The sequence below is a fragment of the Erwinia persicina genome, assembly GCF_019844095.1.
In the GTDB taxonomy this organism is placed as follows: Bacteria; Pseudomonadota; Gammaproteobacteria; order Enterobacterales; family Enterobacteriaceae; genus Erwinia; species Erwinia persicina.
This window is the reverse complement of the sequence record NZ_CP082141.1, coordinates 1,988,128-2,014,580: the sequence shown is the minus strand read 5'-3', so window position 1 is coordinate 2,014,580 and position 26,453 is coordinate 1,988,128. Positions and strand designations below refer to the sequence as shown.

General features: G+C 53.3%; 26 protein-coding genes. 11 read left to right on the top strand and 15 right to left on the bottom strand.

Annotation, left to right across the window (positions count from 1 at the left end; translation table 11 throughout):
• Positions 1-109: 109 nt before the first annotated feature.
• The 3 genes from fliZ to K6L24_RS09025 form a co-directional block, all read right to left on the bottom strand.
• Positions 110-613: a flagella biosynthesis regulatory protein FliZ gene (gene fliZ, locus K6L24_RS09035; protein ID WP_062742545.1), complete on the bottom strand. Its 504-nt coding sequence runs from the start codon at positions 611-613 to the stop codon at positions 110-112.
• A 43-nt stretch (positions 614-656) separates the two neighbouring features.
• Positions 657-1,379: an RNA polymerase sigma factor FliA gene (locus K6L24_RS09030; protein WP_062742546.1), complete on the bottom strand. Its 723-nt coding sequence runs from the start codon at positions 1,377-1,379 to the stop codon at positions 657-659.
• 167 nt (positions 1,380-1,546) lie between these two features.
• Complete coding sequence (locus K6L24_RS09025; protein ID WP_062742547.1) at positions 1,547-2,515, bottom strand: HNH endonuclease signature motif containing protein; 969 nt, start codon at positions 2,513-2,515, stop codon at positions 1,547-1,549.
• 271 nt (positions 2,516-2,786) lie between these two features.
• Here K6L24_RS09025 and rfbA point away from each other — a divergent pair, with 271 nt between their 5' ends.
• From rfbA to K6L24_RS09005, 4 genes are all read left to right on the top strand, one after another.
• Complete coding sequence (gene rfbA / locus K6L24_RS09020; RefSeq protein WP_137269846.1) at positions 2,787-3,656, top strand: glucose-1-phosphate thymidylyltransferase RfbA; 870 nt, start codon at positions 2,787-2,789, stop codon at positions 3,654-3,656.
• Positions 3,657-4,202, top strand: a complete 546-nt coding sequence (rfbC, locus tag K6L24_RS09015; RefSeq protein WP_062742549.1) for a dTDP-4-dehydrorhamnose 3,5-epimerase — start codon at positions 3,657-3,659, stop codon at positions 4,200-4,202. It begins immediately after the preceding gene.
• Entirely contained in the window at positions 4,190-5,050 is an 861-nt protein-coding gene (gene rfbD, locus K6L24_RS09010; protein WP_137269848.1) for a dTDP-4-dehydrorhamnose reductase, read from the top strand. Before rfbC ends, rfbD begins: the two co-directional genes overlap by 13 nt.
• Before the next feature lie 118 nt (positions 5,051-5,168).
• The gene (locus K6L24_RS09005) at positions 5,169-5,762 is read left to right on the top strand and encodes an acyltransferase (protein ID WP_062742551.1); all 594 of its coding nucleotides are present in this window, start codon (positions 5,169-5,171) and stop codon (positions 5,760-5,762) included.
• 81 nt (positions 5,763-5,843) lie between these two features.
• Here the strand turns inward: K6L24_RS09005 and K6L24_RS09000 are convergent, their stop codons facing one another.
• The 4 genes from K6L24_RS09000 to K6L24_RS08985 form a co-directional block, all read right to left on the bottom strand.
• A complete protein-coding gene (locus tag K6L24_RS09000) occupies positions 5,844-6,971 on the bottom strand; it encodes a DegT/DnrJ/EryC1/StrS family aminotransferase (protein WP_062742552.1) in 1,128 nt (375 codons plus the stop codon).
• Positions 6,972-7,000: 29 nt separating this feature from the next.
• Positions 7,001-10,462 (bottom strand): glycosyltransferase, encoded by a 3,462-nt coding sequence (locus K6L24_RS08995; RefSeq protein ID WP_222682211.1) that lies wholly within the window; start codon positions 10,460-10,462, stop codon positions 7,001-7,003.
• A 3-nt stretch (positions 10,463-10,465) separates the two neighbouring features.
• Positions 10,466-13,981 (bottom strand): glycosyltransferase, encoded by a 3,516-nt coding sequence (locus K6L24_RS08990; protein ID WP_222682210.1) that lies wholly within the window; start codon positions 13,979-13,981, stop codon positions 10,466-10,468.
• Between the two features lie 204 nt (positions 13,982-14,185).
• Positions 14,186-15,388, bottom strand: a complete 1,203-nt coding sequence (locus tag K6L24_RS08985; protein WP_062742555.1) for a FliC/FljB family flagellin — start codon at positions 15,386-15,388, stop codon at positions 14,186-14,188.
• A gap of 279 nt (positions 15,389-15,667) precedes the next feature.
• Between K6L24_RS08985 and fliD the strand changes: the two genes are divergently transcribed.
• From fliD to amyA, 4 genes are all read left to right on the top strand, one after another.
• The gene (fliD, locus tag K6L24_RS08980) at positions 15,668-17,071 is read left to right on the top strand and encodes a flagellar filament capping protein FliD (RefSeq protein WP_062742556.1); all 1,404 of its coding nucleotides are present in this window, start codon (positions 15,668-15,670) and stop codon (positions 17,069-17,071) included.
• A gap of 9 nt (positions 17,072-17,080) precedes the next feature.
• Positions 17,081-17,479 (top strand): flagellar export chaperone FliS, encoded by a 399-nt coding sequence (gene fliS, locus K6L24_RS08975; RefSeq protein WP_062742557.1) that lies wholly within the window; start codon positions 17,081-17,083, stop codon positions 17,477-17,479.
• Between the two features lie 12 nt (positions 17,480-17,491).
• Positions 17,492-17,857 (top strand): flagella biosynthesis regulatory protein FliT, encoded by a 366-nt coding sequence (gene fliT / locus K6L24_RS08970; RefSeq protein WP_062742558.1) that lies wholly within the window; start codon positions 17,492-17,494, stop codon positions 17,855-17,857.
• 139 nt (positions 17,858-17,996) lie between these two features.
• Positions 17,997-19,475: an alpha-amylase gene (amyA, locus tag K6L24_RS08965; protein WP_062742559.1), complete on the top strand. Its 1,479-nt coding sequence runs from the start codon at positions 17,997-17,999 to the stop codon at positions 19,473-19,475.
• A 38-nt stretch (positions 19,476-19,513) separates the two neighbouring features.
• On the opposite strand, the gene yedD is transcribed toward amyA, so the two are convergent.
• Positions 19,514-19,999, bottom strand: a complete 486-nt coding sequence (gene yedD, locus K6L24_RS08960) for a lipoprotein YedD (RefSeq protein ID WP_222682209.1) — start codon at positions 19,997-19,999, stop codon at positions 19,514-19,516.
• 156 nt (positions 20,000-20,155) lie between these two features.
• Between yedD and K6L24_RS08955 the strand changes: the two genes are divergently transcribed.
• The gene (locus tag K6L24_RS08955) at positions 20,156-20,479 is read left to right on the top strand and encodes a DUF6388 family protein (RefSeq protein WP_062742561.1); all 324 of its coding nucleotides are present in this window, start codon (positions 20,156-20,158) and stop codon (positions 20,477-20,479) included.
• A 56-nt stretch (positions 20,480-20,535) separates the two neighbouring features.
• Here K6L24_RS08955 and K6L24_RS08950 read toward each other — a convergent pair whose 3' ends face one another.
• From K6L24_RS08950 to K6L24_RS08940, 4 genes are all read right to left on the bottom strand, one after another.
• Positions 20,536-20,715, bottom strand: a complete 180-nt coding sequence (locus tag K6L24_RS08950; RefSeq protein ID WP_062742562.1) for a YodC family protein — start codon at positions 20,713-20,715, stop codon at positions 20,536-20,538.
• A gap of 182 nt (positions 20,716-20,897) precedes the next feature.
• Positions 20,898-21,029: a hypothetical protein gene (locus K6L24_RS22385; RefSeq protein ID WP_255210125.1), complete on the bottom strand. Its 132-nt coding sequence runs from the start codon at positions 21,027-21,029 to the stop codon at positions 20,898-20,900.
• Positions 21,030-21,066: 37 nt separating this feature from the next.
• Entirely contained in the window at positions 21,067-21,978 is a 912-nt protein-coding gene (locus K6L24_RS08945; protein WP_137269853.1) for a DUF808 domain-containing protein, read from the bottom strand.
• Between the two features lie 11 nt (positions 21,979-21,989).
• Complete coding sequence (locus K6L24_RS08940) at positions 21,990-22,265, bottom strand: hypothetical protein (RefSeq protein WP_062742564.1); 276 nt, start codon at positions 22,263-22,265, stop codon at positions 21,990-21,992.
• A gap of 163 nt (positions 22,266-22,428) precedes the next feature.
• Between K6L24_RS08940 and yedA the strand changes: the two genes are divergently transcribed.
• Positions 22,429-23,346 carry a drug/metabolite exporter YedA gene (gene yedA / locus K6L24_RS08935; protein ID WP_062742565.1) on the top strand — a complete coding sequence of 306 codons (918 nt, stop codon included), beginning with the start codon at positions 22,429-22,431 and terminating at the stop codon, positions 23,344-23,346.
• 38 nt (positions 23,347-23,384) lie between these two features.
• Here the strand turns inward: yedA and K6L24_RS08930 are convergent, their stop codons facing one another.
• Together K6L24_RS08930 and K6L24_RS08925 are read right to left on the bottom strand one after the other, a co-directional pair.
• Positions 23,385-23,855 (bottom strand): very short patch repair endonuclease, encoded by a 471-nt coding sequence (locus tag K6L24_RS08930; protein ID WP_222682208.1) that lies wholly within the window; start codon positions 23,853-23,855, stop codon positions 23,385-23,387.
• 72 nt (positions 23,856-23,927) lie between these two features.
• Entirely contained in the window at positions 23,928-25,337 is a 1,410-nt protein-coding gene (locus K6L24_RS08925; RefSeq protein ID WP_222682207.1) for a DNA cytosine methyltransferase, read from the bottom strand.
• A gap of 159 nt (positions 25,338-25,496) precedes the next feature.
• On the opposite strand from K6L24_RS08925, the gene K6L24_RS08920 reads away from it, so the two are divergent.
• Positions 25,497-26,156, top strand: a complete 660-nt coding sequence (locus tag K6L24_RS08920) for an epoxyqueuosine reductase QueH (RefSeq protein ID WP_118663974.1) — start codon at positions 25,497-25,499, stop codon at positions 26,154-26,156.
• Positions 26,157-26,194: 38 nt separating this feature from the next.
• Here the strand turns inward: K6L24_RS08920 and K6L24_RS08915 are convergent, their stop codons facing one another.
• On the bottom strand, positions 26,195-26,443 hold the full coding sequence (locus K6L24_RS08915; protein ID WP_062742569.1) for a hypothetical protein: 249 nt from the start codon (positions 26,441-26,443) through the stop codon (positions 26,195-26,197).
• Positions 26,444-26,453 lie beyond the last annotated feature (10 nt).

Genomic DNA, 26,453 nt, shown 5'->3' with positions numbered 1-26,453 from the left:
TACAGTGTTGCAGAAGATGACCGGATGGTCACCTTCCAATTGAAGCGGTGAAATAACCCGGTGATGGGGGCTGCAGCCAGTGCAGCTGCCGCGTCCACGTGAAGGCTATTTAATTGCGCTGCCAGCCAAGGAATTGATCATATTTGCGCAGCGCTATGCGATAGTTATTATTTCCCGCATCGGGCAGATCGTTTTCCAGGCATTCGTGCCAGCTCGGCCCGCTCAGGCGCTCTGCCGGAAAGCCCCTTGCTGACAGCATATCGTCAAGACGACGCAGGCGAACAACATATTCGCGAATCGTGCTGTGGCTCATTTCGGTCTGCTCAAACAGATACTGTTTGAACGCCATGATGTCAAAGTAAGTCGGATGGGTGTTGCAATAAATGTCGCTACAAAAACGGCACAGTGCCGTCAGCTCATTCTGTAATTTTAACCAGACCTGATCGTCGATCAGCTGATCCATCCGGGCGATGGCCTCTTTGTTAATGATCTGACCACGAAAAACCAGTGCCATGCGATCCAATACTTTTCCGCAGTGGGAGCAATTGCTCTGGCTGTGTTTGTAGTCTTTCAAATAACGGCTCAACGGCCTCATTTTAGTTTTGGATCCCATTCGAGATTCCCCGGTTGGTGTTGAGAGTGCAAAACTGACCTGGTCAGCGCGCTCCCGTTAACCGGGCGCGCAGGCGTTTTATCGCCTGACTGTGCAGCTGGCTGACACGGGACTCGCCCACCTCCAGCACTGCGCCAATCTCTTTTAAGTTCAGTTCTTCCTGGTAATAGAGCGTCAGCACCATTTTTTCGCGATCGGGCAAGGCCTCAATGGCTTCAATGACTCGCTCACGCAGACTCCCTTCCATAAGCTGATGCAGGGGATTGGCTTCTTCATGGCCGTCCGTCACCAGCTCTGCGCTGTCACCGTGTTCTTCACGATATTCGTCGTAAGAGAACAGCTGGCTGTTGTTCGTATCCAGCAGGATCTGCCGGTACTCTTCCAGCGATACATCCAGCTGCGAAGCCACTTCCTGCTCGGTGGCAGAGCGACCCAGCGCCTGTTCCACCTGATGCATGGCCCCCGCCACTTCGCGTGCATTGCGGCGCACGCTGCGTGGTGCCCAGTCACGGCTTCGAAGTTCATCAAGCATGGCTCCCCGAATACGCTGTACGGCATAGGTAGTGAATGCTGTGCCCTGCAGTGCGTCGTAACGCTCTACGGCATTCAGCAGCCCTATCCCACCGGCCTGTAACAGGTCATCCAGTTCCACACTGGCTGGCAGGCGAACCTGTAAGCGCAGTGCCTCATGGCGAACCAGCGGTATGTATCGCTGCCACAGCGAATGTTTGTCCATCACGCCATCGGCGGTATATAGATCGTTCACTCTGACCTACCCTGCAGTAATTAAGTTATCGGCACGATTATCTGTTTCTGTAGGGCAAGTTGATTGGGGGAATAGCGGTCATAAAGGCGGGTTATTTCATTTTTGTGGACCTGAACGATCCCCGACACCTGATTTTCAGGCGTGGGGATCCCTCAGCGTTAACGCGTTCAGTTTTTGCGCAGCAACCGCTGTCGGGTGTTTTCCGGCACCTGCTGCCACAGGGCACAGACTTTGCCTTCCAGCTCCTGATAAAACGGTATCAGCGTCTGATCTTCCTGCAACGTGCGGCGAAAATGCACCGTCCCGTGCAGCGGATCGATAGTCATACGGCGGCTGGTGAACAGACGTTGCAGATCGCTGCGCAGAAACAGGCCGTTGTCCGCACTGTTGTCCAGCAGGAAGCCCTGTTCATTTTCCCGCACATCGATGTGACAGGCCTCGACCCACGGCCACGCGTGCTCGTCGGTCAGCAGCGTTCCGGTGATCACACAGGCACCGTAGCGCTCGCGGACCAGATGACTAAACTCATGCTGACTGGCACGGTGCCACAGCCTGGCCTTGACCCGACGTCCCACCTGTGTGCCCGGGATCACCCCGGCGGGCGGCGGCAGCAACGGAGATGTCAGTACCACAATAAACTGCAGCTGGCGAGAGTACTCAAAGCACGGCTGAGACTGCCGGTCATACAGCTGCCAGTATTCGTCATCCTCGTCGTTGCGCAGCATTGTGAGGGTGAATCCACGCTGTTGCAGCAGGCTCTGCGCCATGATCGAGGCCGGATCGAGCATAGCAAGAACCTTGCTATCGCCCATCACCTTCCAGGTATTCCAGGGCGTGGGCTCCAGCGGACGACGAAAATAGAGAAAACTCTCCTGACGCTGCAGATAGTGCTCGAAGCGCTGCAGATAATTTTTCCGTTCGTTGTCGTTAGTAATAAACAGCAGGTCTTCCAGCGGAATATGGCTGTCCTTGCTGGCAAAGATAGCGCGTATCGTCCAGTTTTTGCTGGACGTCGACGGACTCAGCAAACCCCGGGTCGTTAGCGATTTATCGTCGGGATACTTTTTGCTGTAGCGGTCGTTGATCTCCTCAAACGGCAGCAGTTCCCCAGGTAACAAGTCATAATTGAAGCGCATAGCACCCTACCCCAGCAGACCGATAAGTACCCCGTACAGTGTCTGCACGCAGGCGAAAAGTTAAAAATCGCAATAACGTGTTATCGGCAGAATGTTAAGGATCTGTAAGGTTGTTTCCTTTTTCGGCGCGTTTTTTCTGCCGCTATAGGTTTGAATACCCCTCTTTGTTCCCGTTATTTCAGCCATTGATCCGCTGCCATCCTTTTACAATTTCAGTAAGTGATGGGCGAATGCCCGCCTGCCCACATTCTGATAAAAAAGAAGACACTCTATGAAAGGTATTGTTCTTGCAGGAGGCACAGGTTCCCGCCTTCATCCTGTGACCTGCGGCGTCTCTAAACAACTGCTGCCGGTCTACGACAAACCCATGGTTTACTATCCCTTGTCAGTGCTGATGCTGGCAGGGATCCGCGATATTCTCCTGATTACCACTCCGGAAGATCTGCAGGCCTTTCAGCGCCTGCTGAAAGATGGCCGCCATCTGGGCATTACACTGACCTATGCCGTTCAGCCCACACCCGATGGCCTGGCGCAGGCCTTCACTATTGGTGAAAGTTTTCTCGCGGGAGAAGGCTGTGCGCTGGTGCTGGGTGACAACATCTTCTTCGGACAAAGTTTTGCGAAAAAGCTGGAGGACGTGGCTGCCCGTTCGCAGGGAGCGACGGTTTTCGGTTATCAGGTGATGGATCCGGAACGTTTTGGCGTCGTGGAGTTCGATAAAGAATTCAAGGCACTGTCGATAGAAGAAAAACCGCTAAAACCCAGGTCGAACTATGCCGTCACCGGACTCTATTTCTATGACCATCATGTCGTAGAGATGGCAAAACGGGTTCAGCCTTCTTCACGTGGAGAGCTGGAAATAACCACGCTGAATCAGATGTACCTCAATGATGGCCTGCTGAATGTTGAAGTGCTGGGGCGTGGCTTTGCCTGGCTGGATACCGGAACGCACGATAGTTTACTGGAAGCCTCTACCTTTATTCATACCATCGAAAAACGTCAGGGTTTCAAAGTGGCGTGTCTAGAAGAGATAGCCTGGCGTAAAGGCTGGATAAGCACAGACCAGATGCTGGAACGGGCAACATGGCTGGGTAAAACTCAGTACGGCAGTTATCTTCGTCAACTGGCCGAGGAGATATAAGTGGAGGTATTAAATACCCGGATTCATGATGTGAAGATCATCAAACCTCGTATATTTGGCGACGCCCGCGGGTTTTTCCTTGAAACATTCGAAAAACAGCGCTACAGCGAAATGCTGGATATCCAGCTGGATTTTGTCCAGGACAACTACTCGCGATCCGGCAGGCATGTTCTGCGTGGACTGCATTATCAGCGAACACGCCCGCAGGGCAAACTGGTCCGCGTCGTTCGCGGTGAAGTGTTTGATGTTGCGGTGGATATCCGCCCTGCGTCACCGACATTTGGTCAGTGGGATGCCTTAATCCTCTCTGAAGAGAATAAGCAACAGCTCTGGATCCCACCCGGCCTGGCACATGGTTTTGTTGTTCTGTCAGACGTGGCTGACTTTGAGTATAAATGCACCGATTATTATCAACCTGATGACGAAGCCTGCCTGCTGTGGAAGGACGAGACGATCGCCATCGACTGGCCCGTCAGCACTCCGCTGCTGTCTGCTAAAGATCAGCAGGGCTTACGCCTGGGAGAACTTCAACTATGCGGGTTCTGATGACCGGCGCAGACGGGCAACTCGGGCGCTGCCTGAGTGAGCGTTTGCCGGCCTGGTGGGTGGTTCGCGCCTGCAACTCACAACAGCTTGATATCACCCGCGCCAGCATGGTCAGTGCCATGGTCACTGAATTTCAACCGACAGTGATCATCAACTGCGCGGCATGGACCGCAGTTGATAAGGCTGAAACCGATCCCCAACAGGCGATGGCCGTCAACGCCACCGGTGCCGCCAACCTGGCTGCAGCTGCCTCTGAGTCCGGTGCACGACTGCTCCACATTTCGACAGATTACGTTTTTGATGGCAATCGCACCACCCCCTGGCGGGAGGACGATATTCCCGCCCCGTTAAACGTCTATGGGATGACGAAATGGCAAGGGGAAAAAAACATTCAGGCGCTGTTGCCGCAGGCGATTATCGTCCGTACCTCATGGGTCTTTAGCGAGTATGGTCAAAACTTTGTTAAAACCATGATGCGTCTGGCACAAAGCCATGACTGCCTGAGCGTCATTGCAGATCAGGTAGGTTGCCCGACCTATGCAGGCGATCTGGCCGAATGCCTGATCGCACTGGCGCAGCATCCGGACGCTCACGGCATCTATCACTACTGCGGAGACAGCGCGGTTAGCTGGTTTGAGTTTTCAGAAGCCATATTTGCACTGATGAAAAGCCACCGTCCCGAGGCGACAACCCCGCAGGTCAACGCCATCAGCGCGGCAGAGTATTCTTCAGCGGTGCAGCGCCCGGCGATGTCAGTGCTGGACTGCCAGCGTATTGAGAATCTGGGAATTGTTCGCTCTGACTGGCAGCGTGCCCTGCGCCAGGTTGTCGATCCCCCCCACTTCTGACAGAGTGAATTCCAGCAATATTATCCGCTGGAAGTGTGTCGGGCGTCATCGCTGTACACATGGGCTGATTCGCTCTGCGATTTTTAGCCCGACCTTCCACTGAGCATGCAGGTGACTTATGAATCCTTTTGACGTGGGTTATTACTCAGAAAATGAACTGAGAGAATGTGGTTTTAAACGGTTAGGTAAAAACGTATCCATTGCAAAAAATTGCACCATTGTCGGGCTGGAAAACATCGCTATTGGTGACAATGTCAGAATAGACGGCTACACCACTATCGTCGCAAGCGGTGAGGGATTTCTAACCCTGGGTTCGTTTATACATATCGGTGGTTACTCTCTGCTCTCGGCCGGTGCCGGTATCACCCTGCACGACTTTAGCGGGCTTTCGCAGGGGGTTAAAATTTACAGTAAAACCGATGATTACTCAGGAAATTACTTAACCAACCCTACTGTTGATGCAGACTATACCGGGGTCAGTTCAGGCGAAGTGACATTAGGACGTCATGTCATCATTGGCTCAGGCACAGTGATCCTGCCGAAGGTCACCATAGGTGAAGGTGCCAGCGTTGGGGCACTCTCGCTGGTGACCAAAAGCCTTCCTGAATGGGGTATGTATTTTGGTGCGCCGGCAAAAAAAATCAAAGACAGGAAAAAAAAGCTCCTTGAAGTGGAACAGAGGTTCCTGGCACATCGTGGCGCGATAAAGTAAAAAGTAAAGCTATCTGCGGACTCTCACCCGATCCAGGCTGGCGTGATCGGGAGCACCGTTATAGCGGTCTCCCGTCTGATATCAGGCAGCATTGACAGCACTTGCCCGCATAATAATATCGATAATCTTCGTCTGTTCGATAGCAGAAAGAGAGGGGTGTATGGGCAGACAAAGTACGCTCTGTGCCATCCTGCTGGCGACAGGCAGATTCTCCGCAGCCGAAGAGGCATAGCCTTTATACATCGGGAATTCGGAAATGAGCGGATAGAAATAGCGGCGGACAAATACCCCCTGATCTTTGAGTTCCTGGTACAGCCGATCGCGGCTCATCGGGAACAGCGCATCATGAATAAACACCGGACAGTAGGCATAGTTCCACTGGGTATTTTCCTCTGCTTCAAGAAACGTCAGGCCATGCACATGTGCCAGCGCCTGGCGGTAGGTATCATAAATAGTCTTACGCACCGCCAGCGCGGCATCAATGTGCTTTAGCTGCAACATGCCAAACGCGGCCTGAAACTCATTCATTTTGCCATTAATACCCGGCGCCACCACGGTGGTTTCATCCGCAAAACCAAAGTTTTTCAGGTAATCAATGCGGCGTTTAATTTTAGCATCAGGACAGATAATCGCCCCGCCCTCAAAGGTGTTAAACACTTTTGTGGCGTGGAAACTGAGTATGGACAGGTCGCCGTGATTGAGGATGCTGACGCCTTCCTGCTTCACCGCAAAACAGTGCGCAGCGTCATAGATCACCTTAAGACCGTAGTTATCAGCAATATGCTGAATGCTATCGACGTCGCACGGGATACCATAACAGTGCACCGGCATTATTGCGCTGGTCTGCGGGGTGATCGCCGCCTCAATTTTCGCTGGATCCAGGTTACAACTCACCGGGTCAATATCAACAAACACGGGTTTAATACCGTTCCATAACAGCGAGTGCGATGTGGCAACAAAGGAGTATGGCGTGGTAATCACTTCACCGGTGACGCGCAGCGCCTGCAGTGCCGTCACCAGCGCCAGCGTACCGTTAGCAAACAGGCAAATATGCTCAACGCCAAGGTATTCCGCCAGCGCCTGCTCCAGGGCCTGGTGAAATGGACCGCCGTTGGTCAGTTGCTTGTTATCCCAGATTTGTTCCAGATAGGGGATAAACTCCTCTAAGGGAGGCATCAACGGACTGGTTACAAAAATATTATCTTTCATTGTCTTAACCCTTATTTAGCTCACACTGTTTACGGCAGCCAGGCATGCAGGTGTTGGTTGATAATTTCGCCAGTCAGCCAGTCCGAATCCTGGAGAGCGTGCCGGGCACTGTGTGCAAAATTCGCTAAGTCTGAGCGTTCACTGGCCGCAAGGCGGATAGCCGCCAGCCAGTCAACCTTACGGTTACGCACGCGAATAGCAGGAATATGACTCTGCAAGCTGCCAACATCACTGACCAGCGCAGGAATAGCGCAGGCAGCCGTTTCCAGCAGGCAAAAGTTATCTTTAAGGCGATTGAATTTAGTATCAGCACGCGGGACGATGGCCAGATCGGTATCAATGCTGGCTAAAAAAGGCAGATAATATTCGTGCCCCGGATAACGGTAGTGTTCTTCTATCCAGGGTTCCCAGCCGGCAGGCAACGGCCCCAGCACCTGCCAGGTCACTTCACTGGCGAGTTCACGCACCAGATTATGAATCAGTTCGATATCAGCATCGTTGAGCTCGCAGGTATTACACAGCACACGCAGTTTTTCTCCTTCACGACGGGTCACTTTTTGCAAAGGGGTAAAGGGGATCAGGGCGCGTGACAGGATAGCCACAGGCCGGTCGGAGTGGCGTAAAGCTTCAGCCTGGGCGTGGTTTTGCACAATCAGGCGATCAATACCCTTGAACTCGGGCAGATGTCGGCCCTGTGCAATAATCCAGGAAGGTGAAATGATCTGAGAAATGACGCAGCTATGGCGCTTCCTCAGTTGGCTAATCACGCTGTATGTTTCGGCGCTTAACGTATCTTCAATGACAATCGCATCGGCATCGATACGATGGATAAGCGAATAATCTTGTGCATTTTCAGTCACCAGGCCGTTGATGTATTGTCTGCGCGTCAGGCTGTCTGTGATGGCGGTCAGTGTCGCTGGTTGACCGGCCTGACAGGGTAATGCAATCCCCAGCACAACAGGCCGCTGACGATCGGCAAAGGGATGACGAATGAAGGCAGGACGACACTCTGGTTTAAACAAACGCCGCAACGAGGAAAAATTATCGTTATAAGAGGGGTCGCGAAGCAGTTGAGAAAGCCAGTTGGCATAGAGCCTGGATCTCCCCTGCTCCTCCTCAAGGGTCATCCGTTTGGTTTGCGGATAGAGATGATAAACATCACAGGCGATCACTGAGTGGGGGGTCCATACTGACATATAGCCGGCATGGCGCAATTTCAGACACAAATCAATATTCTGTTGTTGCAGGGAAGGCAAACTGTCGTCCATCCCGGCAACATTATCCCAGGCTTCTTTTTTTATCATCAGGCTGGAATAATTGAGCACCGTATAATTTTGATCGCTTTGCAGCCGCCCCATATAACCGCCTTCATTAGCGGCGGCACCATAGCCGACTGGCGCACAAAGATCCTCCCCGCCCAGCATCTCTCCCGCAGATAAAACCAGGTGCCGGTTAAGCGAAATAATCTTGCTACCAACGCTGCCAATTTCAGGCCGCTGTGCATGATTAAGGAGGTGCGTCAGCCAGTCTTTCTCAATGACAATAACGTAGGGGTTGACCAGCAGAATATAATCACCACGCGCCGCTGCTGCTCCGGCGTTATAGCGCGCAGCATCATTGGCTGTTTCAGCAACAGTAATAATTTGAATCTTGTTTATTTTTGCCTCATCAATAGTATCGAGCCATTGATTAACGGCGGAATTCATCGCACGATCTCTTACGATAATAATTTCATAGTGTTCATGAGACGTGTTCGACAACATCTGGTTAATGCCAACCTGCATGTTCTTCAAATCCTGACTGGCAGGCATGATGACGGAGACAAAACAGGATGGTGTTTCACCATAGCAGAGATGCCAGGAATGATTGCCGTTAACACGGACCTCGGCTGCCGGATATCCGCGTTGCTGGAGGTGTCGCTGAATGATGGCGATATCAATGGGCTCGGGATGCAATAACGTCCGGGGAACCACCAGTTGGGGTTCACTGATATGGCCGATACCGGAAATGCCCTCCTGTTCAATTAAACGCGTGATGGCCTCCAATTCCCAACCCGGGGAATGCACAGGCAACTCCACAGGAACAGTGTTCAAGACATCAACACGGAAAAGCCAGCGACGGGCATAGAGCCACGGCATACTTAATATCAGGTCGAGATTAAAGTCCGGTCTCAGCGCGCTGGTGTACTCCCCCTTTTCTTCTTGTATCAGCTCATCCGTGTAAATGGCAAAACAGTCAGAGCCCTGATTGAGACTCAATCCCACTGTGCTGAAGCTGTCGCTGAGGTAAAGCGTACCGGCAGCGACCACCTGCATCCACTGCTCCTGAGCATGGCTTAACAGGCTGGTGCTGACACTTACCCAGTCTGGCAGGACATTGATACTGCCAGCGTTATGGGTCAATACCACGCGAAAATAGGGGTAAGTTTCCCGGCAGGTGGCGAGGCTGTTCAGCGTCAGTTCAACAGCGTGGCTGTCGTGACTGTCGTTACGCACCACAATCAACAGAGATTGCGGCTCCTGTAAACCGGCGACGTGTTGCGCCATCTGACGTTGCTGATCTGGCGTCATCCCGCGCAGTTTTAACCAGTTCTGCGTGGAGTAACCCGGCAAATGTTGCCGTTTTTCTGCCGCACGCTGTTGCGTCACCGAAATGAAGGTCTGAAGCTGACGATCGACGTCTTCGCGACGCTTATAAAGCCATTGTCGCACCTCTGGCAGTGTCAGCCGTACACGCTCAATTTCGTCAGGACTATCGTGCCAGGCAATACCACCGGCATTGTCGGTCAACGTACTGTCAGTGATAGCAAATTTTTCATAACCCGGAAGCGTGCGGGCCACAACCGGGCATCCACAGAGGTTGGCGAGGAAGCAGGTGCCTGAGGATTCATAGGAATACATGACCCGGCCCCGTTTAAGTATGGCAGCCAGCTCTGCCAGCGTCAGCGGATTTTGCATAGAGAGCACGCGAATACCGGCAGGCAACGTACTGAAATCTATCTTTGCTGCCGGAACACGGTTCAAATAGAGCAGATCAAGGTCTTTGACGGGGGCATCATCACAGAATAAAGAGGTGTCATAGGCTTCCAGGGTCAGTAAATCAGGCTGGAATGCCTTACCTGCAAATTCACTTCGGTACCAGAAGTAGAGATCTTCCGCTCTGGCCTCCATGCTATTTTTCTCAATCACCCCTTCGCGGTTAAGCATATAACGCACGACAACGGGGGCATTCAGGGGATTTCCTTCAACCACTTCAGGATAAATGGCGATAAAGGGTTCACCGCCCTCTGAATAGGCCAGGTGGTCTTCAAACGAGATAACGGGCGTATTCCATGCCGGGTTAACCTCGCACTCAATCAGTCGTGCATCGTGGCCAGCTTCATTCAGCAAATGACACAGCCGGTGCACCACCTGGATCCCCAGCGAAGACTCTTTGTAGCCTGGTGCCAGCAGGATATATGGCGTCGGAGAAGTGATGCTTTTTTTATCCATGGTTTAGTTTGCGCTCCATGCATTAGCCCACTCGACTACGTTATCTCCGGTTAGCATCCAGTCGCGCCGCACCGCCGTTTGCAACTCTGCGCCCATTCGCGCGCTGGCATCCGGGTCAGCCAGATGCATACGAATCGCATCACGCCATTCAATAAAACGGTTACTGACACGAGTCACCGGCAGGTCATCATCGGTATAGCAGGCCACATTACTGCAAATCACCGGGATGCCGCAGACACCATATTCCAGCAGACGCAGGTTACTCTTACAGGCATTAAAGATATTGTCTTCAACCGGCGCCAGGGCGAGGTCAAGATTCAGAGAAGCCAGTTTTTCAGGATAGAGAACGATATCAACGCCCTGATGATACTCATGGATATACGGTCTGAGCTTGTCCGGGCACATCCCCAGAAATACCCACTCCACATCGTTAGCAAATTCTTTAATAATATCGACGATCATTTCAAGATCACCGCGATGGCTGGAACCACCAGCCCAGCCGACGCGTGGCTTACGCCCCTGATTGCGCAGGCTGTACAACGGTGCCCATATGTCTGCCGGAAGCCGGTTTTTAACCACCAGAATATTCGGATGCATGTTGCTCATCGCATCGGCCAGTGGTGCTGTTGAAACCACGAAACGGTCAAAGAAAGTCAGACTTTTACGAAGTTGTCCGGTAATTTCCTGCTTAAAATGCTGGCGATTGTTGTGTTTCATCGGCACGTTGAGCAGGTAATCATCCAGTTCAAACACTTTAAACACGTTGTGCAGTTTTCCGGTCCGTTCAATCCAGTTATGGAAAGCCGGTGAGTAGCGGCGCTGTATAATCAGGCTATCGGGCTTAAACCGGCCAATTTCACTGATATTCAGCAGCGTCATGCCGGCTTTACCCTCTGCCAGTCCGTCGTTCTGCATGGCTTCAAAGGGTTTCATCATGCGGTAATGACCGCAGCCCGTCATGTCCGCATTATGGACAAGGAAAACAGGTAAATTTTCGCGGGGTGCGGGACGCCAGCTCAACAGGCTGTCACCTTCAATATCGAAGTGGCGACTTCTTAGCGACAGATTGGCATTAAATGCCGGATCGTTGGCGATCACCGGCATCCAGCGGGCAAAGAGCTTGTCCTCTTCCAGCTGCTTAAGCTTGCTGGAAGTGTGCACCGTCTCCCCGGGAAAAGGATTGCTGCGGGCCGCCGGGCGAAGTATGCGTGCGTAAGGCGTCCATACGGTCATATACCCCGCGTTGCGGGCGCGCAGGCAAAGGTCGACGTCATCGTAAAGCTGGCTGTCACTGTCAAATCCGCCCAGCTCGAAAAATACCGCCGTTCGAACCAGCATAAAGTCGCCCGATACCGCACTGTAATTCTGATCGAGATGGAGACGCCCCTGCTGGCTGGGATGACTGTCATCCATCCCCCGGAAAGCATCACCTGCCGCACCGTTTATCCCGAGGATATAACCGGCATGACGCACTTTATTCTCTGAAGTTAACTGCTTACCACCGACGATAGCGACCTCGGGACGCTGTCCGTGATTCAGCAGGTTGTCCAGCCACTCGCCATCAATGACAGCCAGTTCACAGTGCATCAGCATCAGGTATTCTCCTGTGGCTTTCTCTGCGGCCAGGTTGACCATGCTGGCATGATGATAACTGCCGCTGTGATGCATGACGCGTATACGCTGGGGGTCGACCCCCGCTATGGTCGCCAGCCAGCTGTCACGTTCCGTCGTTCCCTGACTATCAGCAACGATTAACAGCTCATAATTCAGGTAACGTGTTTTCTCCAGCAGCGTGGTCACACAGCTGATCAGCGACGGTAAATGCCAGTTCGCCAGAATGATGATGGAGACTTTGGGCTGTCCAGGATGCTCATAACGCAGCCGGTAATTATAGTGATTGTCTAACGCAATCTGCGCCTGAGGATAGCCTCTGTTATTAAGATGGCGTTCAATGACGGCCGCATCCTCCACTATCGCCCGATTGATTAACGGTGCCGTCAGCAGGGGTTCGGCAAGATGACCAGCCACATTCAGCCCCTGTGACTCAATCAACTTAACGATCAAATCAAATTCTGCCGCCCGGGGATAGTTCGGGTCAAAACCTTCTGCTGCGATCAGAAGTTCACGGCGGAACAGCCAGTGCTGCGCCATCATTTTGGGGGAGCTCAGGAACAGATCAAGATTGAAATCCGGCCTGAAAAACATACCAGAGGGTTCGTCACCCAGATAGAAATACTCATCGGCATAAATCGCTAATAATCCATCGGCCTGCGGGAGGGTTGTAGACAGAGCGATCAGACCCGATGGCTGGAAACAGGTGCCGGCCTCTACAAAGATAAACCAGCCAGCATCATGCTGTTCAATGATTTTGTTAAAGGTGGCGATGCGATCTTCCGCTACTGACGGATAGCAGGGTAACCCATTGAAAGCGCTATCCACCTCACCGACTAATAGTGGATGGAGTTTCAACGTCGAAATACCCTGATGCGCCAGTGAATCCAGTGTTAAGGACAGTTTTTCACGGTTTTCGGCGGTGACAGAGATCACCACGGCGACATTCACGGAGGATGGAAACTCGGCGACCATCTGCTGTAATCTTTTTTGCTGGAAGGGCTGCAGGCTGCGCACACCGTTCCACGCTTTCAGCGCCGTCTGCACGACATATTGATGTTGTGTACTCAGGATGTCTTTTGCTTCGAAACAGTCTGGACGATCGAGTTCGGCAAGCCGCACGTTATCGCGGGCAGCGCCATCTGAATACCAGGGCTGCGCCTTAATCGATTCAATAACTTTAATAACTTCTTCATCGTTTTCATTCTGATGCGGCTGTTTGTACATCATCGAGAAACGTATGCCGTGCAAGGGCTGCACAAACCACAGCAGGTTAGTCTTGGGCAGCAACTTACTGTAAACCACCAACCCAGCTAAATCCGGCAGTGATTGATCATTAATCGCAAAGAGAGGGTGCTGACTGGCAGTCAGGGCGAGAAGATCATCGCGATAAAACATTGATGCAGAAAGTTCACCCGCCAGACTGTGATGAGCGCGTGTCTGGCAACGAAGAAAATCACGGCCATCAATGATGCAGTCCGCGTTATGCAACGGGGCCGTGTTAAGCACATCGGGCAGTATTTTGCCGTGCGGATCGAGCCGCTGACGTTTCGATGCAGCAATACGACACTCAGGCCTGGCCTGTAAACCTGCGACTAACTGACTGATACAATTTGGTTCTAATCGTTCCGCATGGCTGAGGAATTTAATATATTCCCCCTCCACGAGCCGGACAGACGCGTCGCAAATATCCTGCTGATGTCGGTCAAAAATAGTATGCGTGACAGGGAAGCGGTCTCTCCCCGTCCGGGCTGTCAGCATGTTTCCGATAAACTTATCGCCACTGCAGTCAGCGATCAGAATGTCACAGTGGGGATAATCCTGGGCTAGTGCACTACTAAGCGCATCGTTAAACCAGATGGGATACTGAGCAAGAATAATAATGCTAACACGTGCTGTCTGGGTCATGAATAATGGCTCTCCCGGCCCCCGCAGTCCATTAAACGTCGACGCAGGGAAAATGATTCTGGCTATGATAGCCAGCACCGCAAGAATCAATCGCCAAAAAAGAAAGGGAATACAGGGCTAATCTGAGCGTTAATGCTTTTCACCCTCAAAAACGAAAAAACCCCGCCGAAGCGGGGTTTGAGAGCAAGATTATCGCGGGGGTAATTAGCCCTGCAGCAGAGACAGAACCTGCTGTGGAACCTGGTTAGCTTTCGCCAACACTGAGTTACCCGCCTGCTGAATGATCTGTGCTTTAGACAGGTTAGAAACTTCAACCGCGTAGTCAGCATCCTGAATACGGGACTGTGCTTCAGACAGGTTAGTGGTGGTGTTGTTCAGGTTAGTTACCGCTGAACCCAGACGGTTCTGAATCGCACCCAGTGATGAACGGAATTCATCAACAGAAGCAATGGCTTTGTCCAGTTTATCCAGTGGACCAGAGGTAGAACCCTGGGTCAGGTTAGACAGGCTCAGTGCTTTGGTGTCAATTTTGAACGCTGCGGTTCCGGCAGTGGTCGTATCAGCAGACTGTGGATCAACAGCCACATAGAACTCTTCGCTTGCGCCGCTGGCGATGTCGAAGCCGTTCGCTTTCAGGTTGTTAGTTTCAGCAGCTGAAGTTGATTTGATGGTCACTTTAGCGTACAGGTTGCCGCTTTCGTCTTTATAAACGTTAGTGCCATCTACTTCTGCGCCGCCAGATGCCAGACCCAGACGAGTAGACAGGTCGTCTGCTGCGCCAGATTCTGCTACAGTCGCACCAGAAACGCTGGTGGTAGCACCATAGTAACCGCTGAAAGCAGCAGTACCTGAAGCCGCAGTCAGAGTCCCTTTAGGACCGTTAACGTTGAAGCTGTCCAGACCCAGAGTTTTAGAGTCGATTTTTTTCAGGTCGATATCGATGGTTTCACCATCGTTAGCGCCAACCTGGATAGACATTTTACCGTCTTTAGCCAGAACGTTCACGCCGTTGAACTGAGTCTGACCAGATACGCGGTCGATTTCAGACAGACGGGATTTGATTTCGTCCTGGATTGAAGACAGGTCAGAATCTGAGTTAGTACCGGTTGAAGCCTGTACAGTCAGTTCACGAACGCGCTGTAAGTTGTTGTTGATTTCTGACAGTGCGCCTTCAGTGGTCTGTGCAACAGAGATACCGTCGTTTGCGTTACGGGCAGCCTGAGTCAGGCCCTTGATGTTAGAAGTGAAGCGGTTGGCAATTGCCTGACCCGCTGCATCGTCTTTAGCGCTGTTGATACGCAGGCCAGAAGACAGGCGCTCAATAGAAGTAGACAGAGCAGACTGGTTTTTGTTGATGTTGTTCTGAGTGATCAGCGAGAGGCTGTTGGTATTGATTACTTGTGCCATGATTAAGATTCCTGTTAAATCATTTCGGGTTAAGTGGTTGGGCTTGTTTGCCCCCCGGCTTCATCGCCGTCAAAGTTGTTATCGTCTGCCCCTCAGTAACCTTTAGAATTTTTTTAGCCTCACCGCGTTTTTTTTTCGTTTTACCCTACCCGATGAAATACGCCTCCTTATTGCCGCTATTCGCTTTATTGCCGCTGAAGAAATAATCGTAAACTTTGTGCATCAATAGCCGATAACCTCGGTATTCATACTCCGTCCTGATTAAATAAAGGAAACATCATGGCTAGTATCTCTACCTTAGGTATCGGCTCCGGCCTCGAATTAAGCACTATCCTTGCGCAGACTGAAAGCGCAGAGAAAGCAGCACTGACGCCTATCTCTAAGCAGCAGACGGCTTATACCGCCAAACTCAGCGCCTACAGCACCATGAAAAGTGCCTTAACCACGTTTCAGGCAGCCAATACCAAGCTGAACAGTGCCAATCTGTTCAGTTCAACCAAGACCAGCAGCACCAGCACCGCGTTCAGTGCCACGACAACGACAGGTGCCGTCGCGGGTAAATATACGATTGCCGTGTCCCAGTTAGCCTCGTCTCAGACCCTGACCTCCGGCGTTCAGACCAGCAACTCTACTGCGCTGGCCACGTCTGACAGTACCATTTCGATTAAACTGGCGGGCAGCGATAAGGCCGTTGACGTTAAAGTGACGGCGGCAAACTCTTCGATGACCGGCATCCGTGATGCGATCAACGCCGCCGATACCGGTATGACCGCCAGCATTATCAAAACCGGTGACGGCAGCTATCGTCTGTCGCTGACCTCAGATAAAACCGGTACGGATAACGCAGCGACCATTAGCGTGACGGGCGACAGCACGCTGCAAGGTATGCTGAATTACGATGGCACTAACAGCAGCAATATGACCCAGAGCGTTGCCGCGCAAAACGCGATGCTTAAAGTCAACAACGTGGATATCGAAAGTAGCAGCAATACCATCAGTGATGCGCTGGAAGGGATTACGCTGAATCTGACGGCGGAAACCACCGGCACACAGTCGCTGACCATCACTAAAGATACCAGCAGTGCATCTAATATTATTGCAGCCTGGGCGACTGCCTATAACACGCTGCAGGACAGCTTAAGCGCGCTGACCAAATATACCGCCGTTGATGCGGGTACTACTGCACAGGATACCAGCAACGGCGCCCTGCTCGGTGACAGCACCCTGCGTACCATTCAATCGCAGATGAAAGACATGCTGACCAATACCGCCAGCACGTCCACTTATAAAACCCTTTCGCAGATTGGTATCACTACTGATCCTACCAACGGCAAGCTGATCACCGATCAGACTAAGCTGGATGCCGCGCTGGCAAAAGATTCGGAAGGGATCAAAGCGATGTTTATGGGTGACGGTAAAACCACCGGGATTACCACCAAGCTGGACTCAAACCTGACCAGTTGGTTATCCACCAAAGGGGTTATTCAGGCGGCGACAGATGGCGTCAGCAAAACACTGAACAACCTGACAGCGCAGTACAACAAGATTAGCGATCGCATCGATGACACCATCGCACGACTGAAAACCCAGTTTACCGCGCTCGACGTGATGATCAGCAAACTGAACAATACCAGCAGCTATCTGACACAGCAGTTTGCGACAACTAACAGTACCACCAAGTAAGGGACCATCATGTATAGCGCAAGCGGTACTAAAGCCTATGCAAAAGTGGGTGTGGAAAGTGCAGTAATGAGTGCCAGCAATGACCAGCTGATCACTCTGCTGTTCGATGGGGCACTCAGTGCCCTGGTTCGCGCCCGTCTTTTTTTGCAGGACGGTAATACGATCATGAAAGGGGCATCACTCTCTAAAGCGATCAATATTATTGATAACGGATTGAAGCTGGGTCTGGATGAGTCCAGTGAGGACGAGTTAACGCAGAATCTGCTGGGATTGTACCGCTATATGGTCAATCGCCTGCTGCGCGCTAATATCGACAATGATGTACACGCCATTGAAGAAGTCGAAGCGCTGTTGCGCAATATCGCCGATGCCTGGAAAGAGGTTTCTGGCACAACCGCTCTGGTTTAGGACTCTGTAGACATGAACATTGCCCCACATCTGCTCGCGATTTATCAGGAAATTTTGACTCATAGTCAGTCCATGCTGCGTCTGGCTGGAGAAGGACAGTGGGACGAACTGATTGATATGGAAGTGAACTACCTCAGCGCCGTGGAAAAACTGGCGAAAACAACCCAGCACCAGCCGGTACCTGCACACACGCAGGAACAGCTGCGTCCCGTGCTGCGTCATATTCTTGATAACGAGTCAGAACTGAAAAAGCTGCTCAAGCTGCGCCAGGATGAAATCTCAGGTTTGATCCAGCAGGCAGGACGTCAGAAGTCAGTGAATAATGCCTACACCAAGAGTGCTGGCGTGGTGCTGTTCCCCACCGGGGCCAACGGATAAACCTGATTTTTAAACCGCCCGTCCCGGCTTGTTTTCTCCAGTGGGCCAGAGTGAAATAAATATTTCCACGCTGGCCCGCCCTTTTCTCCCCGTCTCGCTCATACTTCATTTTCCCGTCTGCCGAAAATGGATCACCTAAATGCGCAATCCCACGCTGTTACAGTTTTTTCACTGGTATTACCCCACAGGCGGCAAACTCTGGCCGGAAGCGGCAGAACGTGCCCCCAGGCTGGCAGAGATGGGGATTACCGACGTCTGGCTGCCGCCCATTTATAAAGGGGAATCCGGCGGTTATTCCGTGGGCTATGACAGCTATGACCTGTTTGACCTGGGGGAATTCGGGCAGAAAGGCTCCCGCGCCACCAAGTACGGCGATAAAGAGCAGTTGCTGACCGCCGTCGACACACTAAAATCTCACGGTCTCGGCGTGATCCTTGACGTGGTTCTCAACCACAAGATGGGTGCCGATGAGAAAGAGCAGGTGCAGATTAACCGTGTTAACCCGGATAACCGGGATGAAATTGACCCGGAAGTGATCCAGGCCGAAGCCTGGACGCGCTTTACCTTCCCCGTTCGTGCCGGACAGTATTCAAAGTTCGTCTGGGACTATAAGTGCTTTAGCGGCGTCGATCACATCGAAAACCCCAATGAGAACGGCGTGTTCAAGATCGTTAACGACTATACCGGTGAAGGCTGGAACGATCAGGTGGATGACGAGCTGGGCAATTTTGACTACCTGATGGGAGCCAATATTGATTTCCGCAACCGTGCGGTCACCGAAGAGCTGAAGTACTGGGCACGCTGGGTCATGGAGGAAGTGCACTGCAGCGGTTTCCGCCTGGATGCGGTTAAACATATTCCCGCCTGGTTTTACAAGGAGTGGATTGAACACGTTCAGGAGGTGGCAGAGCAGCCGCTGTTTATCGTGGCGGAGTACTGGTCACACGAGGTGGATAAGCTGCAGCAGTATATTCATCAGGTCGAGGGCAAGACCATGCTGTTCGACGCCCCGCTGCAGATGAATTTTCATACCGCCTCTAAGCAGGGTGCCGATTATGACCTGAGTCAGATCTTCAACGATACGCTGGTCGCCACCGACCCCTGGCATGCAGTGACTATTGTCGCCAATCACGATACGCAGCCGCTACAGGCGCTGGAAGCCCCGGTTGAGTCCTGGTTTAAACCGCTGGCCTATGCGCTGATCCTGATGCGGGAAAACGGCGTTCCGGCGCTGTTCTATCCCGACCTGTTTGGGGCCAGCTATGAAGATGAAGGGGGGGACGGACAGCAACATCAGATTGATATGCCCGTTATTCCCGGGCTGGAAACCCTGATACGCGCGCGCCAGCAGTACGCCCACGGTGAACAGCGAGAGTGGTTTGACCATCCCAACTGCATTGCCTTCGCCCGCAGTGGCACCGAGGAACTGCCGGGCTGCGTGGTGATCATGTCAAACGGCGAGGCGGGCGAAAAAACGCTGGAGCTCGGGGAAAATTACGCCGGGAAACGCTGGCACGATCTGCTGGAGCAGATCGCTGAACCCGTCAACACCGATGATCAGGGCAATGCCGTGTTTCGCTGCGCGGCAGGCAGCGTCAGTGTCTGGGTGATCAGCTGATCCCCCTGTCGTGGCCAGGACGGCCACGACAGACCCGATCAGGGTTGGGCAGGCGGCGTCGTAACGTTTTGCTCAGGCTGCTGCGTGGCACTCCCGGCTGTCGGTTGCTGGGCCGCAGCCTGCGCTTTCGCCCTGTCGTCCAGCGCCTTCTGGCATTCAGCGGTAGGCTGGGCGACTTTCTGCATCACCAGCTTGTCGTAGTGAAGTTCGGTGCCTTCCAGCTCCAGCGGCATAACGCGCAGCTGCTCGTTAACATTCACCCACTCTCCGTCAAAAAAGGTCACTTTACCCGGTTTGGCGATCACCCGCTGCCACTGGCGGCAGTCGAGGGTATCGCCTTCAGCGGTGATAATCAGGCTGGCTTTTGCCTGATCGCTCACCAGCCCACTCTGCGGGCCAAAAGTCTGCCAGTTGCCCACCAGCGTCGCGGGCGGTGGCGTTTTCACCGCGCTGGCATAATCGGCTAACTGCGCACAGCCACTCAGCGTCACCGCGGCGGCGGCTGCAAACATCCACTTTTTCATTTTTCTCATCCTGATTGTTCAATTAGGCGATACGTTATAATTTTTACCTGCCCCGCCGCAAGCCCGATGCGCCCTGTTGCGCTGACTTTCCCCGTTCCACCCCGCCGTGTACACTAGCGCCTGCATATTTCCACGCACTTACCCGGGCACATTGCTATGAAAACCGTTGAAGAATATTACGCCATTGCCAAAGATATGTTTCTTGAGGCACACCCGACGCTGAAAGCCGGTATTGAAAATCTGACCGCAGAACAGGCGGCCACGCTCGGTATGAGCGTTGAACAGCTGCAGTCCATGCAGAAAGACCGGGCCTATGCGGCTTACGTGCGTGAGAAAAAACTCGACGGGATGCTGTTTGCCATTCAGCTGGCAGAGCCGGATAAAGCGGTGATGGTGGAAGCGATTGAAACCTACCTGCGTTCGCAGGCAGAGGCGCTGGGCATGACGTGGGAAGCGTTCTGTATTAAAAACGAATTGTAAGAACAGGCAGGGCGGCGCCTTATTTCGCTCCGCCCTGCCGCAAAAGACAGGCCGGACTACCCGGCCAGACGGGTAGCGGATGACAGTGAAAAGAGTTCCTCTTCGCGGAACGCCTCCCGCTGCACGCTAAAGCCATCGTACCAGCGACACTCCACCATGCCACTGGCCACCCCGGTCACAATCATTGCGGGGCCACCTTCCTTATGTTGCACTTCATCACTGATCGTAAAGCTCATATAAAGCACCTCCCTTTTTGGTTATCAATCGTTAATCAGTTATAGCATCTGAATATAATCTGCGCTGTTAACGACAGGTAAAATATATGTTAAATCTAAATAAGCAGTTAAAAACGCTGAATATAAAAAAAGCGTGTAGTTTTACTACACGCTTTTTATGTGAAACCTGTCGCAATTTGCGCTTAGATTTTGCAGCCTTCGCAGTCGGCTTCATCACCTAAATCCGCCGGCACTTCGGCCGCTTTCTTTTGCGCGTTAGCTTCTGCCTGCTCAAGCTGCGCATCAATATCGAATTCAAACATATCGTCGTTCATCTTTCTCTCCTGCCTGTTTACTCGTTTAAGCCCGTCTTTATACTGATTTCTGGCGCATTCTGGCAATCAAATTTACCGAACACAGCACAATCGACCCCACAATGAAGCCGATGATCAGGTTGGCCAGGTTGCTGACCAGCATCGCCAGCAGACCGTGCATACCTGCGCTGAAGCCTTCGATATGATGATGCAGCCACGGCAGGCCGTGCACGATAATGCCACCACCGACCAGGAACATCGCCAGCGTGCCGACCACCGTCAGGATCTTCATCAGCCAGGGAGCGGCGACCAGCAGTACACCACCGATGGCTTTCGCGGCCGCCGAGGTTTTCTTCTGCAGCCACATCCCCAGATCGTCAATTTTGACAATCCCCGCCACAATGCCGTACACGCCGACGGTGACCAGAATCGCCACGCCGGCGAGGATGATCACCTGGTTGAGCAATGGCGCTTCTGACACAATGCCGAGTGTAATCGCCACGATCTCAGCAGAAAGAATAAAGTCAGTGCGTACCGCACCTTTGACTTTCTTCTTTTCAAATTCTGCCGGGTCCTGCTGTGCGGCTTTCAGCAGACGCTGCTCGCGGGCTTCCGGCGTCTCCTGACTTTTGTCTTTATGCAGACTGTGCAGCACCTTCTCTACGCCCTCGTAGCACAGATAGGCACCGCCCACCATCAGTAAGGGAGTGATCGCCCAGGGGGCAAAGGCGCTGATCAGCAGCGCCAGCGGCACCAGGATCAGCTTATTAAGAAATGACCCTTTTGCCACGCTCCATACCACCGGCAGCTCACGGTTCGCTTTCACTCCGCTGACCTGCTGGGCATTCAGCGAGAGATCGTCCCCCAGTACTCCGGCGGTTTTCTTTGCCGCCACTTTGCCCATCACTGCGACGTCATCCAGCAGGGTGGCAATATCATCCAGTAAGGTCAGTAAACTGCTTCCGGCCAAAATCAGATTCCTTATTCAATTTCATCATGTTGACAACAGGGGCACCGCTCAATTTCTGCCACCGCCATATCAGCGATGCCATCGCAGTCCCACTCAACGCGCACGCTCTGCCCCGCCGTTTCCGTATGGTGCAGATATTTGCTCACCGGGCTTTCCGTCATCCCGCTAATTTCTTCTGTCGCTATCAGGCAGTCGCCCACGTAAATACGCGCCGTCGCCTGGGTATTGACCATGCGTTCGCCGCTGAGTTTGTACAAACGTCTTACCGTCAGTTTGACACTGGCCATGGCTTACCCCTGGCTGGCTGTATTGATAGAGGGCACTGATCTAAGCAATTATGGCCAGGGAGTGCAAATTTTGTAAAAAAAATCCTTCCGGGGGTGATAATTAGTGGCAGAATCAGCCCTACATAACACTTTTATAATTTGCTATAACAAGGACGATCCTGACATGACGTTACGCCGTGCCCCCGCCCTGCTGCCCCTGCTGGCTGCCCTGTTTACACTTTATTTCATCTGGGGTTCCACCTATCTGGTGATCCGCATTGGTGTCGAAAGCTGGCCACCGATGATGCTGGCCGGACTGCGATTTTTAATGGCAGGTGTCGTGCTGCTGACGTTTTTGCTGCTTAAAGGGCATAAGCTGCCCTCGTGGCGTGAAGCCGGTAATGCCGCCATTATCGGCGTGTTGCTGCTGGCGATGGGGAACGGCGCGGTCACCGTCGCTGAACACCAGCACGTGCCTTCCGGACTGGCAGCCGTAATGGTTGCTACGGTGCCGCTGTTTGCCATGTGTTTCAGTCGTCTGTTTGGCATTGCCACCCGCTGGATCGAATGGGTGGGGATCGCCGTCGGCCTGGTAGGGATTATTCTGCTTAACAGCGGCGGACACCTGGCGGGTAATCCCTGGGGCGCACTGATGATTCTGGGCGGTTCACTGACCTGGGCATTCGGCTCTGTGTGGGGTTCCCGCATTGCCCTGCCGCACGGGATGATGGCCGGGGCCATCGAGATGCTGGCCGCCGCCGTGGTGCTGCTGATCGCCAGTCAGTTAAGTGGCGAGCACCTGGTGCAGAAGCCATCGCTGGCCGGTTTCTTTTCCCTCGGTTACCTCAGCCTGTTTGGTTCAGTGATTGCCATCAATGCCTATATGTTCCTGATCCGTAACGTCACCCCGGCAATTGCGACCAGCTACGCCTATGTCAACCCGGTGGTCGCCGTGCTGTTGGGTATTGCCTTTGCGGGGGAAAGCCTGTCCGGTCGCGAATGGCTGGCGCTGGGGATTATCATCCTGGCCGTGGTACTGGTGACGCTGGGAAAATATCTGTTCCCGGCCAAACCGATTATCAGGCCCTGCACGGAAAAATAAGGGTGACGGGCGGGCAGACTGCAAGAGACTGTCCGCCGCTATGACAGGGAGCGAATCCCCCGGGCATCGATCTCGCCGTTGCCCGTCGCGGCGCACAGCCACTCCTCCAGGCGCGAGCGCAGCGCCTCTTCTTCTAAGCGTGTCTTACCCCGCAGTGCACATTCCCAGACCAGCATAACCCGCCAGCCGCTGGCGCTCAGTTCTTCGATATAGCGTTTATCGCGCGCCACGTTGCTGTCTATTTTTCCCTGCCAGAATGCCGTGCGGGTAGCGGGCATCTTAAACAGATGGCAGTGATGCCGGTGCCAGAAACAGCCGTGCACAAAAATGATGGCCTGATAGTCACCCAGCACAAAGTCAGGACGCCCGGGCAGGGATTTATCCTGCACCCGGTAACTCAGGCCAAGCTCAGCCAGCAGTTCTGCCAGCTTTTTTTCAATTGCCGTATCGCGGGTGCGAATGGCTCGCATGTTCTTGCTACGCACGTCTGAAGAGTGAACGTCGGCCATCTTGATATCCCTTTAAAGAAGACCTTAAGTGTAGCTAAAAGCGGCACTGTCGTCGTAGCGGCGAACCACATTTCACTGGCGTTGCTTAACGGCCTGCTCAATCCAGGGCAGCAGCAGCCGGGCCACCGCGGCAAAGGCCGGCACCACCACCGAATTGCCGAACTGCCGGTAGGCCTGAGTATCCGAGACGGGAATGTGGAAGCGCTGTTCCCCCGGCTGCTCGAACCCCATCAGTCGGGCGCACTCACGCGGCGTCAGCCGGCGCGGGCGACGCTGCTGATTGTCAGCATGGTCAAAATCCTCTTCGCCCAGCGCTTTGTTCCAGCCGCGATCGATAAGGATCTCCGAACCGTCTTTGTAATACCGGGCCGACAGCGTGCGCACCACGCCCTGCTCCACCGTCGGATCCACCAGTCCATAGCCGAATCCGTTGCCGCGTGCCTGGTGTTTTTTCGCATACTGATAGAGATACTTCCACAGGGTCGGCGTCAGGATATATTTCTCGTCCACGACCGGATCAAGCAACGCCTTCAGCGGCGTGCGCTGCTGCGGATAGAGGGAGGGTAAGGCACTCAGTGTAAAGGCCGGCAGCGCCAGGTCACGACGGAACCCCACCAGCACAATGCGCTCACGGTGCTGCGGCAGGAAGTGTTTGCCGTCGACAATTTTCGGATCCGGTGAGCCGGTCACGGCGGCATCCGCCACGTCGTAGCCCAGCTCATCCAGGGTCGACATAATGATGCGGAAGGTATTGCCCTTGTCGTGGCTCTTCAGGTTCTTCACATTTTCCAGCACGAAGATCGCCGGCTTTCTGGCGGTGATGATGCGCGCCACGTCAAAGAACAGCGTGCCCTGCGCTTCATCTTCAAATCCATGCTTACGCCCCAGCGCATTTTTCTTCGACACCCCGGCCAGGGAGAAAGGCTGACAGGGAAACCCGGCCAGCAGCACGTCGTGATCCGGTATCTGCTGGCGAATGTGCTGATAGGCCTGCTCTTCATTCACCTGCGCGTCGCCGCTCAGCGTGACATCGCGGATGTCCTGGTTAAAGCGGTGCTGGTGCTCGTCACAGTACCAGTTAGCTTTATAGGTACGTACCGCGTGTTTGTTCCACTCACTGGTGAACACACACTGCCCGCCAATCGCTTCAAAACCGCTGCGTATGCCACCAATGCCGGCAAACAGGTCAATAAAGCGAAAGGCGTAGTGAGGATGATGCGACGGCGGCGCTGGAAGCATTTTGCGCAACAAGCTGACTTCGGCCTCATTCAGCGTTTTACGACTGTACCCTTTTACCCAGCGGTTAACAGACTCCCGGGTCCACTCCTGCTGGCTGACCTTACGCAGGGTAGCCGCCACGGTTTTCTGGTCATAGATCTCCAGCACGCGCAGCAACAGCTGACGGTCCTGCTCTTCTTTATGCTGGGATTGCACTCGTGCCTGCTCTGCCAGCCCGGCGGCCACGCGGTCAAAATCGCTCATAATTACTCAATAAATGGGATAAACGGGTGTCAGTCTATCACTTCACTGACCCAGCGCCAGGCGGAAATTAGCCCCGCAACGCTCCTCCAACGGGTGACAGTGCGAAAAGAGGCGACTACACTTGCGCGGTTAACGGATTTAAACATGGAGACAATACCGATGAGCGCACCCCAACGCGACCTGCTGACCCTGCCCGATGGCGCCAAAAAGCTGCTGCTGCACTCCTGCTGTGCCCCCTGCTCCGGCGAGGTCATGGAAGCACTACAGGCATCGGGCATTGATTACACCATCTTTTTCTACAATCCGAATATTCACCCACAGAAAGAATATCTGCTGCGAAAAGAAGAGAACATCCGCTTTGCTGAACAGCACGGCATCCCCTTTGTGGACGCCGACTACGACACTGACAACTGGTTTGAACGGGCCAAAGGGATGGAGTGGGAGCCCGAACGCGGCGTGCGCTGCACCATGTGTTTTGATATGCGCTTCGAGCGTACCGCCCTCTATGCCTTTGAACACGGTTTTCCGGTCATTTCCAGCTCGCTGGGGATCTCACGCTGGAAAAACATGCAGCAAATTAACGACTGCGGCGCACGGGCAGCCGAACCCTACCCCGGTCTTCGCTACTGGGACTATAACTGGCGTAAAAAAGGGGGATCATCGCGGATGATCGAGATCAGCAAGCGCGAGCGTTTTTATCAGCAGGAGTATTGCGGTTGTGTCTATTCCCTGCGGGACAGCAATCTGCACCGCAAAAGCCAGGGACGGCCATTAATCAAGCTGGGCGTGCTGTATTACGGTGATGACGAACCGTCATAAACGCGTCTCTCCGACGGAGAGACGCACAGAGGCGAGGGTTACTTTTTCTTTTTCGATTTTTTCAGCAGCGCGCGAACCTGTTTCAGCTCGTTCTGACTGAGTTGCTCTGAAGTCTCTTCTTCTGTATGAGTGCTGTCTACCGCATCCGGTGCCTGAGCGGAAAAGCTCTTCACCAGATGCTGGGTCACCAGATCGCTTAAAGAAAGCTGACTGTCCAGAGCGAGCGTTTTAATCGTTTCTTTTAAAGCGGGATCGATCTTGATGGTTAAGCTTACTTTGTCGGTCATTGCCTGATTC